The 16,049-nt window shown below is 73.6% G+C and carries 14 protein-coding genes; 4 read left to right on the forward strand and 10 right to left on the reverse strand.

Annotated elements, in window-relative coordinates:
* Positions 1-154: 154 nt before the first annotated feature.
* The 10 genes from K8Z49_RS24945 to K8Z49_RS24990 form a co-directional block, all read right to left on the reverse strand.
* Complete coding sequence (locus K8Z49_RS24945) at positions 155-1,756, reverse strand: AMP-binding protein (RefSeq protein WP_021598416.1); 1,602 nt, start codon at positions 1,754-1,756, stop codon at positions 155-157.
* Positions 1,753-2,496, reverse strand: coding sequence for an ABC transporter ATP-binding protein (locus K8Z49_RS24950; protein ID WP_033330958.1), 744 nt, complete (start codon positions 2,494-2,496; stop codon positions 1,753-1,755). Before K8Z49_RS24950 ends, K8Z49_RS24945 begins: the two co-directional genes overlap by 4 nt.
* Positions 2,497-2,507: 11 nt before the next feature.
* On the reverse strand, positions 2,508-3,275 hold the full coding sequence (locus tag K8Z49_RS24955) for an ABC transporter ATP-binding protein (RefSeq protein ID WP_412515361.1): 768 nt from the start codon (positions 3,273-3,275) through the stop codon (positions 2,508-2,510).
* An 89-nt stretch (positions 3,276-3,364) separates the two neighbouring features.
* Positions 3,365-4,261: a branched-chain amino acid ABC transporter permease gene (locus K8Z49_RS24960; RefSeq protein WP_021599864.1), complete on the reverse strand. Its 897-nt coding sequence runs from the start codon at positions 4,259-4,261 to the stop codon at positions 3,365-3,367.
* Positions 4,262-4,263: 2 nt separating this feature from the next.
* Entirely contained in the window at positions 4,264-5,148 is an 885-nt protein-coding gene (locus K8Z49_RS24965; RefSeq protein WP_021599865.1) for a branched-chain amino acid ABC transporter permease, read from the reverse strand.
* 20 nt (positions 5,149-5,168) lie between these two features.
* Positions 5,169-6,347, reverse strand: a complete 1,179-nt coding sequence (locus K8Z49_RS24970) for an ABC transporter substrate-binding protein (RefSeq protein WP_111830598.1) — start codon at positions 6,345-6,347, stop codon at positions 5,169-5,171.
* A gap of 55 nt (positions 6,348-6,402) precedes the next feature.
* The gene (locus K8Z49_RS24975) at positions 6,403-8,067 is read right to left on the reverse strand and encodes an alpha/beta fold hydrolase (protein WP_412515362.1); all 1,665 of its coding nucleotides are present in this window, start codon (positions 8,065-8,067) and stop codon (positions 6,403-6,405) included.
* Between the two features lies 1 nt (position 8,068).
* On the reverse strand, positions 8,069-8,608 hold the full coding sequence (locus K8Z49_RS24980) for a hypothetical protein (protein WP_021596404.1): 540 nt from the start codon (positions 8,606-8,608) through the stop codon (positions 8,069-8,071).
* Positions 8,605-9,894, reverse strand: a complete 1,290-nt coding sequence (locus tag K8Z49_RS24985; RefSeq protein ID WP_021596403.1) for a 3-isopropylmalate dehydratase large subunit — start codon at positions 9,892-9,894, stop codon at positions 8,605-8,607. The genes K8Z49_RS24980 and K8Z49_RS24985 overlap by 4 nt, the downstream gene beginning before the upstream one ends.
* Before the next feature lie 14 nt (positions 9,895-9,908).
* Positions 9,909-10,775 (reverse strand): isocitrate lyase/PEP mutase family protein, encoded by an 867-nt coding sequence (locus tag K8Z49_RS24990; RefSeq protein ID WP_111830600.1) that lies wholly within the window; start codon positions 10,773-10,775, stop codon positions 9,909-9,911.
* A gap of 189 nt (positions 10,776-10,964) precedes the next feature.
* Here K8Z49_RS24990 and K8Z49_RS24995 point away from each other — a divergent pair, with 189 nt between their 5' ends.
* From K8Z49_RS24995 to K8Z49_RS25010, 4 genes are all read left to right on the forward strand, one after another.
* On the forward strand, positions 10,965-11,891 hold the full coding sequence (locus tag K8Z49_RS24995; protein WP_075024002.1) for a cyclase family protein: 927 nt from the start codon (positions 10,965-10,967) through the stop codon (positions 11,889-11,891).
* 45 nt (positions 11,892-11,936) lie between these two features.
* Positions 11,937-13,577 carry an FAD-dependent oxidoreductase gene (locus K8Z49_RS25000; RefSeq protein ID WP_412515363.1) on the forward strand — a complete coding sequence of 547 codons (1,641 nt, stop codon included), beginning with the start codon at positions 11,937-11,939 and terminating at the stop codon, positions 13,575-13,577.
* A 48-nt stretch (positions 13,578-13,625) separates the two neighbouring features.
* Positions 13,626-14,399: an IclR family transcriptional regulator gene (locus tag K8Z49_RS25005; protein WP_021596399.1), complete on the forward strand. Its 774-nt coding sequence runs from the start codon at positions 13,626-13,628 to the stop codon at positions 14,397-14,399.
* 138 nt (positions 14,400-14,537) lie between these two features.
* Positions 14,538-16,031 carry a DUF2201 family putative metallopeptidase gene (locus tag K8Z49_RS25010; protein ID WP_021596398.1) on the forward strand — a complete coding sequence of 498 codons (1,494 nt, stop codon included), beginning with the start codon at positions 14,538-14,540 and terminating at the stop codon, positions 16,029-16,031.
* Positions 16,032-16,049: the final 18 nt, after the last annotated feature.

Here is a 16,049-nt window from a genome sequence, read left to right on the forward strand (position 1 = left end):
GCGGCGCACACGGCACCGGCCTTCGGTCCGCTGCCGGACGCTGCCCGGACACCCCGGCGGCTAACAGGAAGGAAACCTTGCAATGAGACCCGTGTCAATGAGTCCCGGCCACTTTCTCCAAGCCTTAGTACAAGCTGCTAACAGCCTCTCGCGACTACGTGCGGAGTTGGCGGCGGAGTATTTTGCCGGTGACGCTCTTGGGGAGGTCGTGCTTGATCTCTACTTGGGCCGGGGTCTTGTAGGCGGCCAGGCGGTCGCGGCAGAAGGCGCGCAGGTCGTCCGGCGTGGCGGCGGTGCCGGGGCGGAGGCTGACGAAGGCGTGCACGGTCTCGCCGCGGTAGGGGTCGGGGGCGCCGACCACCGCCGCCTCGCGGACCGACGGGTGCTCGTACAGGACGTCCTCGACCTCGCGGGGCCAGATCTTGAAGCCGGAGGCGACGATCATGTCCTTCTTGCGGTCGACGAGGTAGATCCAGCCCGCCTCGTCCATGAAGCCGACGTCCCCGGTGAGCAGGGTGCCGGCCGGGAAGGAGGCGCGGGTCTGCTCGGGGTTGCGCCAGTAGCCGGCGGCGACCTGCGGACCGGTGATCGCCAGCTCGCCGATCTCGCCGGGCGGGAGCGGCCCGCCCTTCTCGTCGCGGATCTCGACGTGCGCGCTCGGGAAGGGCACGCCGATCGCGAGGGCGCCGGACGTCTCGTCCACCGGGGCGGTCGCGCCGAGCGGGACGGCGACCGCGGCCGACGTCGTCTCGGTCAGCCCGTAGGCGTTGTGGATGTAGACGCTGAAGGCGTCGGCGAAGGCCCGGACCGTCGCGGCCGGGACGGGCGCGCCGCCGCTCAGCACCTTCGTCAGGGATGCGAGGCCGCGGTCGCGGGTGGCCGGGTCGTTGAGGAACGCGATGAACGCGGTGATGGAGCCGATGGTGAACGTGGGACGGTGCCGCTCCACCAGGGCGGACGTCGTGGCGGCGTCGAACCGGTAGGTCAGCACGAGCGGCAGCCCGCCGCCGAGGCCGAGCGCGAGGTGCATGGCCAGCCCGGTGATGTGGAACAGCGGGGCAATGGTGAGGATCGCGTCGCCGTCGCCGAGGCCGATCCAGGTGCGGCACGCGGCGACCTGGTAGGCGAGGTTGCGGTGGATGTTGACCGCGCCCTTGGCGGGGCCGGTCGTCCCGGACGTGTAGCTGAGCAGCGCCGGGTCGTCCGGCCCCGGGGCGACGGCGGCCCGCGGTGCGCCTCCGGCTTCCAGCAGGGGCAGGATGTCGTCGGCGGCCTCGTCCGGCCAGGGACCGGTCGCGTCGCCGGCCAGCGCGCCTCCGGCCGAGTAGAGGACGTGCTCGGGCCCGGACGCGAGCGCCTCGATGGTGGCGCGGGCGTCCGGGTGGGCGATGAGGACGCGGGCGCCGGAGTCCGCGAGCAGGTGGGCCAGCTCCCGTTCCTTGTACATCGGGTTGACCGGGACGACCGTCGCGCCGAGCTTCCAGGCGGCGAGCACCGCGAGCACGCAGACGGGGGTGTTCTGCAGCGAGACCGCGACCCGGTCGCCGGAGCCGACGCCGCGCTTCTGCAGGCCGGCCGCCAGCGCGTCGCTGAGGCGGTCGGTCCCGGCGCGGTCGAGGGTCGCTCCGAAGTAGTGGAGCTGGGGGGCGTCCGGGCGTTCCGCGGCGCGGCGCCGGAACAGCTCGACCACACTGCCGCCCTCGACCTCGATCTCACCGGGCACGCCCTCGCCGTAGAGGCTGCGCCAGCGCGTCACGACGCGGCCCCCTTCGACGCCGGCTCGCGGCCCGGCTCCTCGTCGATGCCCAGGTGGCGGGCGATGGTCGCCGGGTCCTTCTCCAGCTCGGCGGGGGTTCCCTCGGCGACGATGGCGCCGCGCTGGATGAGGCAGGCGTGGTCGGCCATCGGGAAGGCCAGGGCGGCGTTCTGCTCGACGAGCAGCATCGTCATCCCGGCGGACCGGATCTGCGAGATCGCCGAGAAGACCGTCTCGACCAGGGCGGGCGACAGGCCCATGGACGGCTCGTCGAGCAGCAGCAGCGACGGCGCGGTCATCAGCGCGCGGCCGATGGCCAGCATCTGCTGCTCGCCGCCCGACATCAGCGCCGCCGTCTGCCCGCGCCGCTCGGCCAGCCTCGGGAACAGGTCGTACACGTCGTCGGCCAGGGCCGTGCGGCGCCGGCCGCGGGCGTAGGCCGACAGGGCGAGGTTCTCCTGGACGGTCAGGCAGCCGACGACCATCCGCCCCTCGGGGACGAGCGCGAGTCCGCGGCGCGCGACCTTGTGCGCGGGCATCCCGGTGATGTCCTCCCCGTCGAAGACGACCCGCCCGCCGGACGGGCGCAGCAGCCCGCCGATCGCCCGCATCGTGCTCGACTTGCCCGCGCCGTTCGCGCCGAGCAGCGCGGTGGCCCGCCCCTTGCCGAGGGCGATGTCGAGCTTCGCCACGGCGCGCACCGACCCGTACGTCACCTCAAGTGACTCGACCGTAAGCATGGTGGGTCCCTTCACTTGCCGAAATACGCTCTGCGGACGTCCGGGCGGCGCAGGCAGCGGACGGGCTCGTCGCAGGCGATGACCTCGCCCGAGGCCAGCACCGCGACCTGGTCGCAGACCGTCTCGATCATGCGCATGTTGTGCTCCACGACGACGACCGTCGTGCCGTCCCCGCGGAGCCCGGACACCAGCTCGCCGATGCCCGTCCAGTCGGCCGCGTTCATGCCGGCGGTCGGCTCGTCCAGCAGCAGCAGCCGCGGCCGGGACACCAGCGCGCGGGCGATCTCCAGCCGCCGCTGGTCGCCGTACGGCAGGGTCTCGGCCAGCCGGTCGGCGGTGCCGCGCAGGCCGACCGAGCCGAGGCACGCGAGCGCCCGCTCCCGGACGTCGCGCAGCTCGGCGCGGGCCCTGGGCGTCCCGGCGAGGCCGCGGACGCTGCCGACGCGCCGGTTCCGGTAGGCGCCCGCCATGACCTGCTCGACGACGGTGAGCCCGCGCAGGAGCCGGATGTTCTGGAACGTGCGGGCGATGCCGAGCCGGGCGAGCGCGGTGGCGTTCAGGTGGTGGCACGGCTCGCCGAACAGCCTGATCGAGCCGCCGTCCGCGGGCAGCAGCCCGCTGATGATGTTGAGCAGGGTCGTCTTCCCGGCGCCGTTCGGCCCGGCGATCCCGAAGATGGTGCCGCTCGGCACGGTGAGCGCGACGGAGCCGAGCACGCTCAGCCCGCCGAACCGCTTGGCCAGCCCGTCCACGACGAGCGCGTCGCTACGTTCGGTCATGCCCTCTCCCTGTGGGGGGCGACCCCCCACACCCCCCGGCAAAAGCCGCGTCATGCCCTCACTCCGCTCGCCGCGCTCGCTGCGTTCGGTCATGAGCGTGCCTCCGCAACCTCGCGCGGAGCCTCGGGTGCGGGCGTGGTGGCGCGGCGGCGCTCGCGCAGCCGCCGCCAGCGCAGCGGGTCGATCAGGCCGCCGGGCACCCAGATCATGATGACCAGCAGCAGGATCCCGTTGATGATCGACTGGCCCTGCCCGATGAACTGGTTGACGTACACCGGCAGCCCGGTGAACACCACCGCGCCGATGACGGACCCGAACCAGTGGTAGGCGCCGCCGAGGACGACGCACGCGATGACGGTCACCGCCAGGTCGATGTAGAAGGTGTCGGGGTCGATGTAGCGCAGCAGGCCGGCCTGCAGGACGCCGCCGAGCCCGCCGAGGACGCCGCTGATCACGAACGCCGCCACCTGGATCCGGCGCACCGGGACTCCCATGGTCTTGGCGGCCGTCGGGTCCTCGCGGGTGGCGACCGCGGCGGTGCCGAACCGGGACCGGGCGAGCCGGGCGAGGAACAGGCACGCCAGCCCGAGGACGAGCACGCACTGCCACAGGTGCACCTCGACCGGCACGACCTCGCCCATCGACCCTCCGGTGAGATCCCCGGCGTTCACCACGATCACTCGGGTCACCAGGATCAGCGCGACGGTCGCCAGGGCCAGCCAGTGGTCGGCCAGCCGGATCAGCAGCAGGCCCGCGACCGCGGCGAGCACGCCGCCTCCGAGCCCCCCGGCGGCGAGCGCCGGCCACAGCCCGAGGCCCTCCGAGGCCATCAGGTGCGTCGCGGTGAAGGCGCCCACCGCGGCGAAGCTCACCGTGGCGAAGCTGAGCAGCCCCGCCCACAGCGTCACGTATGTGCTCAGCGCGAGCAGCGCGCCGACGAGCGCGAACCCGGTCGCGCTGGTCAGCAGCGTGAGTTGTTGCCCCATGGCTAGGCCCTTCCGAGTTCGACGGTGCGGAACAGGCCGCGCGGGCGGGCGACCAGGACGACCAGCAGGAGGCCGAACGTGATCGCGTCCTGGAAGGAGTTGGAGATGTACTGCGCCGACATCACCTGGACGACGCCGATGAGGAGCCCGCCGAGGGCGGCGCCGCGCACGTCGCCCATGCCGCCGATGACGACCGCGGCGAAGCCCTGGAGCAGCAGCCCGTCGCCGAGGGCGAACGTGAACGTCTGGTTGTCGGCGTACAGCACCCCGGCGAGCCCGGTCGCCGCGCCGGCCAGCGCCGCCGCGGTGAGGATCGCGACCCGGGGGTCCACGCCGCCGAGCATCGCGGCGCCGCGGTCGTGCCCGACCGCGCGGATCGCCGAGCCGAGCCGGGTGCGGTGCAGGATCAGGTGGATCGCCGCGGTCACCGCGACCGCGCACACGATGGCGATGAGCTGGGACGTGAGCACCCGGACGCCGCCGACCTGCAGCAGGCCGTCCGGCACCGTGCCGGGCGGGAAGCCGAGCGGCGCGGCACCGGTGGCGAGGCTGGCGGCCTCCCGCAGCGAGATCCACAGCGCCACGCTGGTGATGATGGTGCCGAGGAGCTGCTCCCCGCCGCGCGAGCGCAGCGGCTGGAAGGCCACCTGGTCGACGGCGACCGCCGCGAGCGCGCCGGCCGCCGTCCCCGCCAGGCAGGCCACCGCGAACGGCAGCCCGAGGTTCGCGACCGCCCAGTAGGCGGTGAGCGCGCCCCACGTGGCGTACACGCCCTGCGCGAGGTTCAGGATCCGCATCGTGGAGAACACCACGCCGAACCCGACCGCGAACAGCGCGTACACGGCGCCGAGCGCGATCCCGTTGACGAGCTGCTGGACGAACAGCATCGGTCAGATCACCTGTCCCGTCACGCCGATCCGGTGCCGGACGGCTTCCACTCGGCCAGCCGCCCGTCCTTGGTCCACGTGATGTGGACGATGCTGTTCGGGGCGCGCAGCTGGCCGTCCTGGAACTGGACCGAGCCGTAGATGGTGCCGTCGATCTGCTTGATGCCGGACAGGGCCTTGGTCACGCTCTCCCGGGTGACCTCCTTGCCGGCGTTCTTCACGGCGGTCGCCATCGTGTAGCCGGCCATGTAGCCCTGGGCGGCGTAGGAGTCGGGGTCGGTGCCGTACTTCGCCTTGTAGCTCTGCGCGAACTTCTGGCCCGCCGGGGACGCCTTCCCCGCGTAGAAGTACACCGGGAAGGGGACGTCCGCGAGGGTCGCGCCCGCGGCCTTGAACGCGCCGGGGCTGCCGATCGTCTCGGCCGTGACGATGAGGCCCTTGTAGCCGCGGCTCTTCAGCGCCTTGATGAGCGAGATGGACGACTGCTGGAGCGCCGCGATGACGATCGCCTCGGGGTTCTTGGCCATGAGCTGCCCGGCCGCGCCGCTGAAGTCGGTCTGCGCGGCGAGGGTGTTGACCGTCCCGAGGTCCTTGACGGGCGTCCCGGCGAAGCCCTGCTGGAAGCTCTTGAGCTGGGAGACCCAGCCGGAGTTGTCCTGCGTCACCGCGTAGGCGACCGACGCGGGCTTGGCCTCCTGCGCCACCTTCTGCGCGAGGGCGCGGTTGGCGTCCTGCGGCATGGTGGTGGTGCGGACGACGTAGGGCGGGTCCTGGAGTCCCTCGTCGGTGGCGCCGTAGATGTCCAGCGGCAGCTTGGACGCCGAGGTGATGGGCTTCACCGCCCCGGCGACCGGCGACAGGATGCAGCAGATGGCGCCGACGACGTCCTGGTCGGCGGTGAGCTGCTTGGCCTGGTCGACGGCCTGCGCGGGCTTCTCGGCGCCCTCCTTCTTCACCAGCTTGATCTTTCGTCCCTGGCCGAGGTAGCCCTCCTGGTTGAGCTGCTCGACGGCCAGCTCGGTGCCGTTGGCGAAGGTCTGGCCGGCGAAGGCGACGGGGCCGGTCAGCGCGGTGATGAAGCCGATCTTGACTTCGCCGTCGTTCTGCGCGGCGCCGTTGCACGCCGCCGCGGCCAGGACGGCGGCCATGGCCGCGGCCGTCCTGGCCGGCCGGCCGCTGCGGGCGATTCGTCGTGCCATTGCGTCTCCTCAGAGAAGGAATCCGATCCGGGGACGGATCCGATTGGGTGGGCCGTCAGGAGGGGGCGCCGAGGAAGTCCCGGTAACGCCGCACGGTCTCGGCCACGGCGGCGGGATCCTGGTCTGGGTACCAGCAGGTCGCGGGCATCTCGGCGAGGGTGACGCCGCCCGGCGCCGCGGCGCGCAGGGCCGGGAGGTTGTCGGCCAACATGTCGTCCGGTCCCGCGCAGATCAGTGCCGGGACCGCGAGCTTGGGCAGCCGCTCCCGCGTGGGGTAGCGGAACGCGGCGGCGTAGCCGAGGTGGTAGGTCGGTCCGCTCTGCAGCAGCCCGACCGTCCAGTCGTGCAGTTCGCGGGCGCGCGGGACGCGCAGCGGGCGGTCGGCGGCGGTGCGGTCCCGGTACCACGGCCAGAACAGGAACATGTCGCGCCGCATCCCCCAGGCCCGGGCCAGGTGGGACCCGAACCGGTCCGCGCGCAGCGGCGGCAGGTAGTGCTCCAGGATGTCGGCGGTGAAGTCCGGCGGCAGCAGCGGCGGCGCCTCCAGGACGGCGCGGCGCACCAGGTCGGGGCGGCGCAGGCACAGTTCGAGCGCGATCAGCGCCCCGGTGTGGGTGCCCCAGAGGTGGACGGGTCCGGCGGCGCGGCGGTCGGCGACCTCGGCGATCACGTCCGCGAACCGGTCGATGCCGGGTTCGTCCCGCCAGGGCTTGTCGGACTCCCCGTTGCCCGGGTAGTCGGGCGCGAGGACGTGGAAGTCCGCGGCCAGCCCGCGCATCAGCGGTTCGAGCAGCCCGGCGGAGCCCGGCGCCGAGTGCAGCGCCACCAGGGGCGGCGCGTCCGGGTCTCCGGCGGCCCGGACGTGGACCTGCCCCACGCTGGTCTCCACGAACTCGCGCCGGATCCGGGTGCCCCGCCCGGCGAGCGCCGTCCCGACCGGCCCGTTCTCGATCGATGGCTCACCGGCGAGCGGCAGCATCCGGCGTCCGGGCGCGGGAGGGGCGGCGGCCGGCGCGCGCCCGTGGGCGCGGGAGAGCCTGTCCAGCCACCGCCGCACCGGCGTCGGGCCGTGGCCGTCGGCGTTGACGGCGTGCGTCACCGGCAGCGTCCCGGCGAAGGGGTCCTCGGACGCGCGGCACCAGGTCTGCCACAGCGCGGCGAAGTGCTCCGGGTGCTCGGCGAACGCGACGACCGTCCGGTCCAGGGCGGACGGGCCGGGCAGCTCGGCCCGTCCGGGCACCGCGGACCGCGGCGCGCCGGGCGGGAAGAGGTGCGCGTCCCGGACCAGCTGCCACAGCGCGGCCAGGTGGGTGCCGTCCGGACGCGGCGCGACGTCGGGCGGCGGCAGCTCCCGGGCGGCGGCCAGGTGGCCGCGGTCGACCTGCACGAGCTCCCGGCAGCCCTCCGCCCGTCCGGCGACGGCGGCGGCCAGGTCGCAGCTCATGTCCAGGCCGACCACGGTGTGGACGCCGAGAGCCCCCGCGACCTCGGCGAGCGCGTCCGCGGCCGGGCCGGGGCCGGCCGCCGCGGCGGGCGCCGACCCGCCGACGCCGGGGAGGTCGGCGACCGCGACGGGGCGCTCGGGGGCGCCGAGCACGATCTCCTCGGCGAGCGGCCGTCCCGACCAGCGGATCCCCGGGAGCACCAGGACCCCCGGGCGATCGGCGGTGAGCCACACCCGGATCTGCCCGTGGCCCGTGTCGACGTGGCTGCCCCTCATGTCAGGTCACCGCGGAGGGCCGGCGGCCGTGCTCGCGCAGCAGCAGGTTCAGGTTCCCGCCGGCCTCCAGCACCTTGACCACCCGGTCGCTGGGCGGGTCGCCGCGCAGCTCGGTGCCGTCCGGCAGCCGGACCTCGGCCCGCCGCCAGTCGACCTCGACGGCGTCGAAGCGGCGCACGGCCGAGGCGATGCCCGGGACTGCCACGAGCGGCATCCCGTTGTAGGTCTCGCCGCGCCAGAACCCCGGGGAGAACGACTCGGCGAGGACGGCGCTGATGCCGAGGTTCCGCAGCGCGACCAGCGGCGGGTAGTGGGGGTGGCCGTAGCCGAAGTTGCGCCCGCCGACCACGACGTCGCCTGGCCGGACCTTGTCCGCGAAGTCGGGTTCGTACGCCTTCATACAGACCGAGCGAAGCTTGTCCGCGTCGTAGTACTTGATGTTCTCCACGCCGATGATCAGGTCGACGTCGAAGTCGTCGCCGAAGATCCAGGCGACGCGTCCGCGCAGCACGTCCGGCAGAACGGACTCCATGCCGCTCATGAGGTCACCTCCCGCGGGTCTGCGATGCGCCCGGCCACCGCGCTGGCCGCGACGGTGTAGGCCGAGCCCATGTAGATGTCGGCGGCGGTGCTGCCCATCCGGCCGGAGATGTTCAGCACCCCCGTGGAGATGCAGTTCTCGCCCTCCTGGAGCGGCCGCGCGTACCCGAAGCAGAAGTCGCAGCTGGAGATGGCGACGTCGGCGCCGGCCTCGCGCAGGACGTCGAGCAGCCCCTCCTCCTCGGCCTGCCGGTGGATCGTCTGCGAGGTCGGCACCACGTTGAGCTGCACGCCCGGCGCGACCCGGCGGCCCCGCAGCACCTCGGCGGCGGCCCGGATGTCCTCGATCCGGCCGCTCGCGCACGACCCGATGAACGCCCTGGTGATGGACGTCCCCGCGGCCTCGTCCACGCCGATGGTGTTGGCCGCCCGCGCGGACCCGGGCAGGACGACCCGCGGCCGGAGCTCGTCGAGGTCGATGGCGTGGGTCGCGGTGTACTGCGCGCCCGCGTCGCTGTAGAGCGGCTCGAACTCGGTACGGGCGACCCGGTTCGCGTACTCCAGCGCCAGGTCGTCGGGGTTGAAGATGGCGGAGACGGCGCCGGTGAACATGGCCATCCCGCACAGGCCCTGGCGGCGCCCGATGCTCATCGCGGCGGCGCCGGGCCCGGTGAACTCCATGACCTGGTGGGCGCAGCCGTCCGCGCCGACCCGGGCGATGATCTCGTGGATGAGGTCACGGTTGTCGACCCCGGGCGCGAACGACCCGGTCAGCTCGAAGCGGGTGGAGGCGGGCACGTCCAGGAAGATCTGCCCGCTGACCCAGGCCTCCAGCAGGTCGCGGCGCACGCCCCAGCCGAGCGCGCCGAACGCGCCGAGGCCGCTGATGTGCCCGTCGAAGTGGATGAGGAACGAGCCGGGCAGCGCGTACCCCATCTCCGCCGCCACCTGGTGGCCGATGCCGCGGCCCTCGTGGACGGTGATGCCGTAGAACTCGCCCCACCGCCGGGTGACGTCGTGCACCTCCTTCTCCCGGCCGTCGCCCTTGGACAGCATGTGGTCGATGAAGACCAGGTAGCGCTCGGGGTCGTCGACCTCGGTGATGCCGAAGTCGTCGTGCATCTGCTTGAACATCAGGTCGGTGTAGCCGGGGAAGTCGTAGGCGACCATGTAGTCCGGCCGGAAGGGGTGGTTCTCTCCGGCCCGGACGTCGCCGAGGCCGGCCGCGCGGGCCAGGATCTTCTCGGTGATCGTCCGGGCGGGACGGGCGGCGCCTGCGGGGGTCATCGGTACGATCCCCCTCAGACCTGGGCCGCGGGCAGGTACTTCTCCTGCGCCCGCTCCACCTCGGGGAAGCCGATCAGCTTCACGAAGTCCATGTGCGGGAGCGCGTCCGCGCTGACCCGCGCGGGCGGCTCGCCGGAGCGCAGCCGGCGCAGCGTCTCGCGCATCGCGCCGGTCGCCGACAGCAGGATCTGCGTCGGCAGCAGCGCCAGCCGGACGCCGACCTCGCGCAGCACGTCCGGCGACAGGTCGCGCTCGACCCAGGTGGACGCGGTGAGCGTGGCCATCAGCGGGACGCCGGCGCGGCGGCGGCACTCGGCCCACTCGTCCACCGAGGAGAACGTCTTGGTCACCGGCATGATCATTTCGGCGCCTGCGGCGGCGTAGGCGGCGGCCCGGTCCATCGCCTCCTCCCCGGCGGTGTCGGTGCGGGCGATCACCACCAGCCGGTCGCCGGCCGCGTCCCGGATCGCGCGGATCTTGCCGGCCGCCTCGTCGGCGCCGATCACCGGCACCGGGTCCCCGACGCAGATCGGGCAGCGCTTGGGCGCCTCCTGGTCCTCCATGAACACCGCGGCGACGCCCGCGTCGGCGAACTTGCGGGCGGTGCGGGCGGCGTTGACGGCGTTGCCGTAGCCGGTGTCGATGTCGGCGATCACCGGCAGGTCGCTGGCCTCGACGATGCGGCGGACCGCGTCGAGGTTCTCCGACATCGTGTACAGCTCCGCGTCGGGCAGGCCGAGCGCCGCGGAGATCGCGAACCCGGAGGCGCAGAGGGCGGAGAAGCCGGCCTGGTCGGCGAGACGCGCGGTGAGGCCGTCCCACACGCCGGGGGCGTAGACGACGTCCTCGGCCATCAGTTCACGGAGGCGCTGCGCTGTCATCTTCATCCTTCCGGAATACGGAATAGATTCCGGGAACTGACGATAAGTTCGATTCGGCGCGGTTGTCAACGGGTTCCCAGGCGCCGGATTCTCTGGAAGAGTTGCTGGTCAAGGCCGTACATCCGGACAGTAGGGGGTTGCGCCGCCCTACGCCAACGCGAGTTCGCAATCCGGAATATCTTCCAGCGGATGCGGATGGAGGACATGATGGAGACCTTCTGGCCGGGCATCACGGCCAACTGGGGGCGCTGGGGCCACGGGGACGAGCGCGGGACGCTGAACCTCGCCGGGCCCGACCGCGTCCGCGCCGCCGCGGCGACCGTCCGCAGCGGCCGGGCCTTGTCCCTCGCCCGCCCGTTCCGCACCGGGACGCCGGCCTACTACCCGCAGGCGGGCGACACCGCCTTCGAGCACCGGATGATCACCTGGTGGGGCTCCAACGCCGGCGGGGACGTGCAGGCGGCCAGCGACCGGGTCAGCTCCGAGTGCCACGGCCTGGAGATCACCCACATGGACGCGCTCAGCCACATCGCCCATCGGGGCCGCGGCTACGGCGGCCGGGAGTTCGCCGAGATCGCCGGGCCCGAAGGGGTCGCCGGCTGCGACATCACCTCCGCCGCGCCGGTCGTGACCCGGGCCGTCCTCGCCGACGTCCCCCGGCTGCACGGCGTGGACCACCTCCCGGCCGGGACCGCGGTCGGGTACGACGACCTGGCCGCGGCGGCGCCCGGCCTCGAACCGGGCGACGCGCTGCTCGTCCGCACCGGCCGCTGGAGCGCGCCCGCGCCGCGCGAGGAGGGCGAGGAGGGCGACCGCTACGGGCGGCTGTCCGGGCTGCATCCCGACGCGCTGCGATTCGTCCAGGAGAGGGACGCCGCCGTGGTCGGCACCGACGGGCCCGGCGACGCCTTCCCCGTCCCGGTCGCCGAGTGCCGCCTGCCGGTGCACGTGCTCGCGCTCGTCTACCTGGGCGTCCACCTCGTCCACAGCATGGCGCTGGACGAGCTGGCCGAGGCGCTCGCCGCCGAGGACCGCACCGCCTTCATGCTCACGCTCGCCCCGCTGGCCGTCCCCGGCGGGACGGGCTCGCCCATCACACCCGTCGCCGTGCTGTGAGGCCCTTCCCCAGCGCGCCGTCCGTCCCCTAGAGGAGGAACATCCATGGACCGTGCCGTCGACTTCCTGTGCATCGGCGGCGGGCTCGGCGGGCTGGCCGCCGCCGTCCGGGCGCACGACCTCGGCGCCGACGTCCTCGTCGCGGAACGCTCCGGCATGGTCGGCGGGGTCGCCGCCTACAGCGGCGGATTCGTCTGGGTCGGCGCGAACGGCCTGGCCCCTGACACGCTCGCGCCCCCCGACACGCTCGCCGCGACGGAGTCCTACCTCGACCACGTCCAGGGAGAGGGCCGCCCGGTCGACCGCGAGGCCCGCCGCGCCTACCTGCGCCGCGCCGTCGAGGCGACCGCCTGGTACCGCGAGGCCGGCGTCCCGTTCGAGGTGATCCGGAACTGCCCGGACCTCTACCACCCGGCCCCCGGCTCGACGGAGGAGGGGCGGCTGCTCGAATGCGCCGTCCCGGGCGCGAGCCTCGGCCCGTGGCGCGACCGGCTGCGGCCGAGCCCTTACTACGAGACGGGCGTGGCCCGCGACGACCTGTACTCCGAGCGCGTCCTCGACCCGGCCGTGCGGGAGCGGCTGCGGCGGGAGGGCGCCCAGCGCGACCTGCTCACCCACGGCTCCGGGCTGTCGGGCGCCTTCGTCCGGGCCGCGCTGACCGAGCGCGGCGTCCCCTGCCTCCTGCACCACCGCGCCACCGCGCTGCTCGTGGACGGCGACGCCGTCACCGGCGCCGTCCTGCAAGGACCGGAGGGCCCCGTGACGGTGCGGGCCCGGCGCGGCGTGCTCATCGCCGCCGGCGGCTACGGCGGGGCACCGGACGGCGCCGAGCTGGAGGACGTCCCCGCGCTCGTCGAGTCGGCGCCGCCCGTCGTGGACGGCGACAGCCTGCTGCTGGCCCAGCGGGCGGGCGCGGCCATGGTCCGGGGCGCCGACCCGTTCTTCAGCGTCGGCCACCACTTCCCCGGCGAGACGCACCCCGGCGGCGACGTCCCGCTGTGCCGGCCCCTGCTGGAGCACCTCGGGCTGCCGCACTCGATGATCGTCAACCGGGAGGGGCGGCGGTTCGGCGACGAGAGCTACTACGGCGCGCTCATCGGCGCGATCCGGCGCTACGACGGCCGGAACAAGCGGTGGGCCAACCACCCGTCCTGGTTCCTCGCCGACGACGAGTTCCGCCGCCGCTACCGGCTGGGGCCGTACTCCCCCGGCGACGCGTGGCCGGACACGTTCGTCCGCGCCGATTCCCCGCGGGAACTGGCCGAGGCCGCCGGCATCGACCCGGACGGCCTGGTCGTGACCGTCGCCCAGTTCAACGCCGGCGCGGCGCGCGGCGAGGACCCCGAGTTCGGCCGCGGCACGCTGCCGTTCGTCCGGCGGGCCTACGGCGACCCGGCCCATGCTCCCAACCCGAACCTCGGCCCGCTCGCCACGCCGCCGTACTACGCTCTGCCGCTGTCGATCGTCGGGTTCGGCATGGGCACCCTCGGGCTGTGGATCGACGCGGACGGGCGGGTGCTGCGCCGCGACGGCCACGCGGTGCCGGGCCTGTACGCCACCGGCAACGCCGCGGCGACGAGGGAGCTCAAGGGGTATGTCACCGGCCTCGCCAACGCGCGCAACCACACCTACGCCTACGCCGCCGCCTCGCACGCACTGGACGCGCGGCCACCGACGAGCCGATAGGATCCGGAACATGTACCGGAATACGGAACCTCTGCCGGGAGCGGTCCGATGACCCCCGACGAGGACGTGGACCCCAAGAACCTGGTGATCTCGGTCCTCAAGGCCTGCCAGCTCATGGAGTGCTTCACCCGGGAGCGGCCGACCCTGACCCTGACCGACCTGACCGCGGCCACCGGGATGAACAAGACCACGGTGCACCGGCTGGCGGCCACGCTGATCCGGGCCGGCTGGCTGACCCGCGGCGACGGCGCCACCTACCGGCTCACCATGCGCCCGTTCCGGGTCGGCGCCGTCGCGCTCGCCGAGCTCAGCCTGCGCGACGAGGCGGCCCCGTTCCTGCGCCGGCTGGCCGACCGGTTCGGCGACACCGCGTACCTGATGATCCCGGGCGAGGAGGGCGCGATCTGCGTCGACATGCTCCAGGGCAACAACCCGGTCAGCGTCAACACCGTGGGAGTCGGGACCGTCCTGCCCTACCACGCCGCCGCCGGGCCGGTCGTCATCCTCGCCTACTCGCGCGAGCTGCGGGAACACTGGCTCTCCACCGGGCTCGACCAGTACACGTCCCACACGGTGACCGACGTGCCCGCGCTCACCGACCGCCTGGAGAAGGTCATCCGCGACGGCTACGCCATCAGCGAGGAGGACTACCTCTACGGCGTCGGCGCCGTCGCCGCGCCCGTCTTCGACGCGCAGGGCGACATCGCCGCCACCCTCAGCCTCGGCGGCGTGAACGCCGGCTTCCGCGGCAGCCGCCTCCTGGAGATCATCCAGGAGGTCACCGCGGGCGCCCGCGACCTGTCGGCCCGCCTCGGCCACTGACCCCGCCGGGCCCGCCGGCCGCCGGTTATTTCGGGGGCGTTCCGGCGGATCGACCCGCTATCGTGCCAGCGGTCAGCAGGCACCGCGGGACTCCCGGAACGCTCCCCGCACGGGTCCCGTACATCGGAGGGGGCACCGATGAACGCCACCGGAGGCACCGGCGCGGGTGACCACCACCCGGCGGGCGGCGGGCCCGTCCGGCCGGGCCGCCGCCGGCGCCGCCCCGCGCCCCGCCTGCCGGACCTGCACCGGCTGCTCGCGGAGGAGCCGGCCGACCCGGAACTGGTGGAGCAGGCCCGGCGGCGCAAGGAGTCCGCGCTCCTGGACTTCGGCGTCGGGCAGAGCACGGTGGCGTCCTGGCTGTACGCCAAGTGCCACCACCACATCCCGACGACGCTGATCCCCACCGCCGCGGTCGTGGCGTTCGGCGACGGCTCCCGCGCCCTGCTCTACAACCCGCGCTTCTTCATGGACCTGGACTTCGACGGCGTCAAGTTCGTCCTGTTCCACGAGGCCCGCCACCTGATGCACCGCCACCTGCACGTGGACGAGGACCTGCGGTCCGACCCGGCGTTCACACTCGCCGCCGAGGTGGCCATCAACCACGTCGCCCTGGAGCGGCTGCGGTGGTCAGGCCTGCCCACGGTCCCGTCGGACGAAGGCGAGGACGGACACGAGGACGGACGGAAGCCGGTCGGCGTCGATCCCGCCGAGGTCTACGAGGCGTACCAGGAAGACCTGCGGCAGCAGGGCCTGTCCCCGCTGCCCTACGAGGACTTCATCCACACCGACCTCACCGTCTACGGCGAGTTGCGGCGGATGAGGGCGTTCGACGAATCCGCGCCGGGGTTCTGCATCCACCTGGACGGTCACGCGGGCGACGCGGTGCCGCTGGATCCCGAGACCGTGGAACGGCTGGGCGGCGAGGTGCTGCACCAGGTGATGCAGGCCGCCCTCCGGGGCGACCCGGCGGCGCGCGCCGAGCTGCTCGACCTGGCCGACCGGACGGCCGACGGCGGGGAGCGGCTGTCCCGCCTCTGGGGCGACCTCGGCCTGGACAGGCTGCGCGGCACCACCCCGGCGACCCGCCGCGTCGACTGGTGGCAGCGGTGGCTGGTCGACGTGCTCGCCTCGAAGCTGAGCGAGAGCGACCGGCTGATCTACCCGAAGAAGCACGGCGCGATCCTGCTGGCCCTGGGCCACGATCCGATGCTGACCCGGCGCGGGCCCGAGCGGACGAAGGTCGTGCTCATCGCGTTCGACACGTCCGGGTCGATGCCGGACGCCGTGGTCGAGTGGCTCACCACCCTGGTCGGGCAGACCGACGGGGTGGAGAGCCACTGGCTCGGCTTCGACGGGGTGGTGACGCCGTTCGTGCCGGGCGAGCGGGTGGTCGGTGGCGGCGGCACCAACTTCCAGAACGTCGTCGACTACGCCGAGGGCCGGGCCGAGGTGAACGGAAAGCGGTTGGACGCCGAGCCCGATGCGATCATCATGGTGACCGACGGGTGCGCGCCCGCTGTCACCCCCGCCGACCCCGACCGGTGGATCTGGCTCATCACCGACGGCGGCGACGACTGGCCGGACCGGCACGATCCCCCGATGGCCTGCCACCGCGTCACGCCCGGATGAGGAGCGAGGAGACAGCAG

It is taken from the genome of Actinomadura madurae, from assembly GCF_047130825.1.
In the GTDB taxonomy this organism is placed as follows: domain Bacteria; phylum Actinomycetota; class Actinomycetes; order Streptosporangiales; family Streptosporangiaceae; genus Spirillospora; species Spirillospora madurae.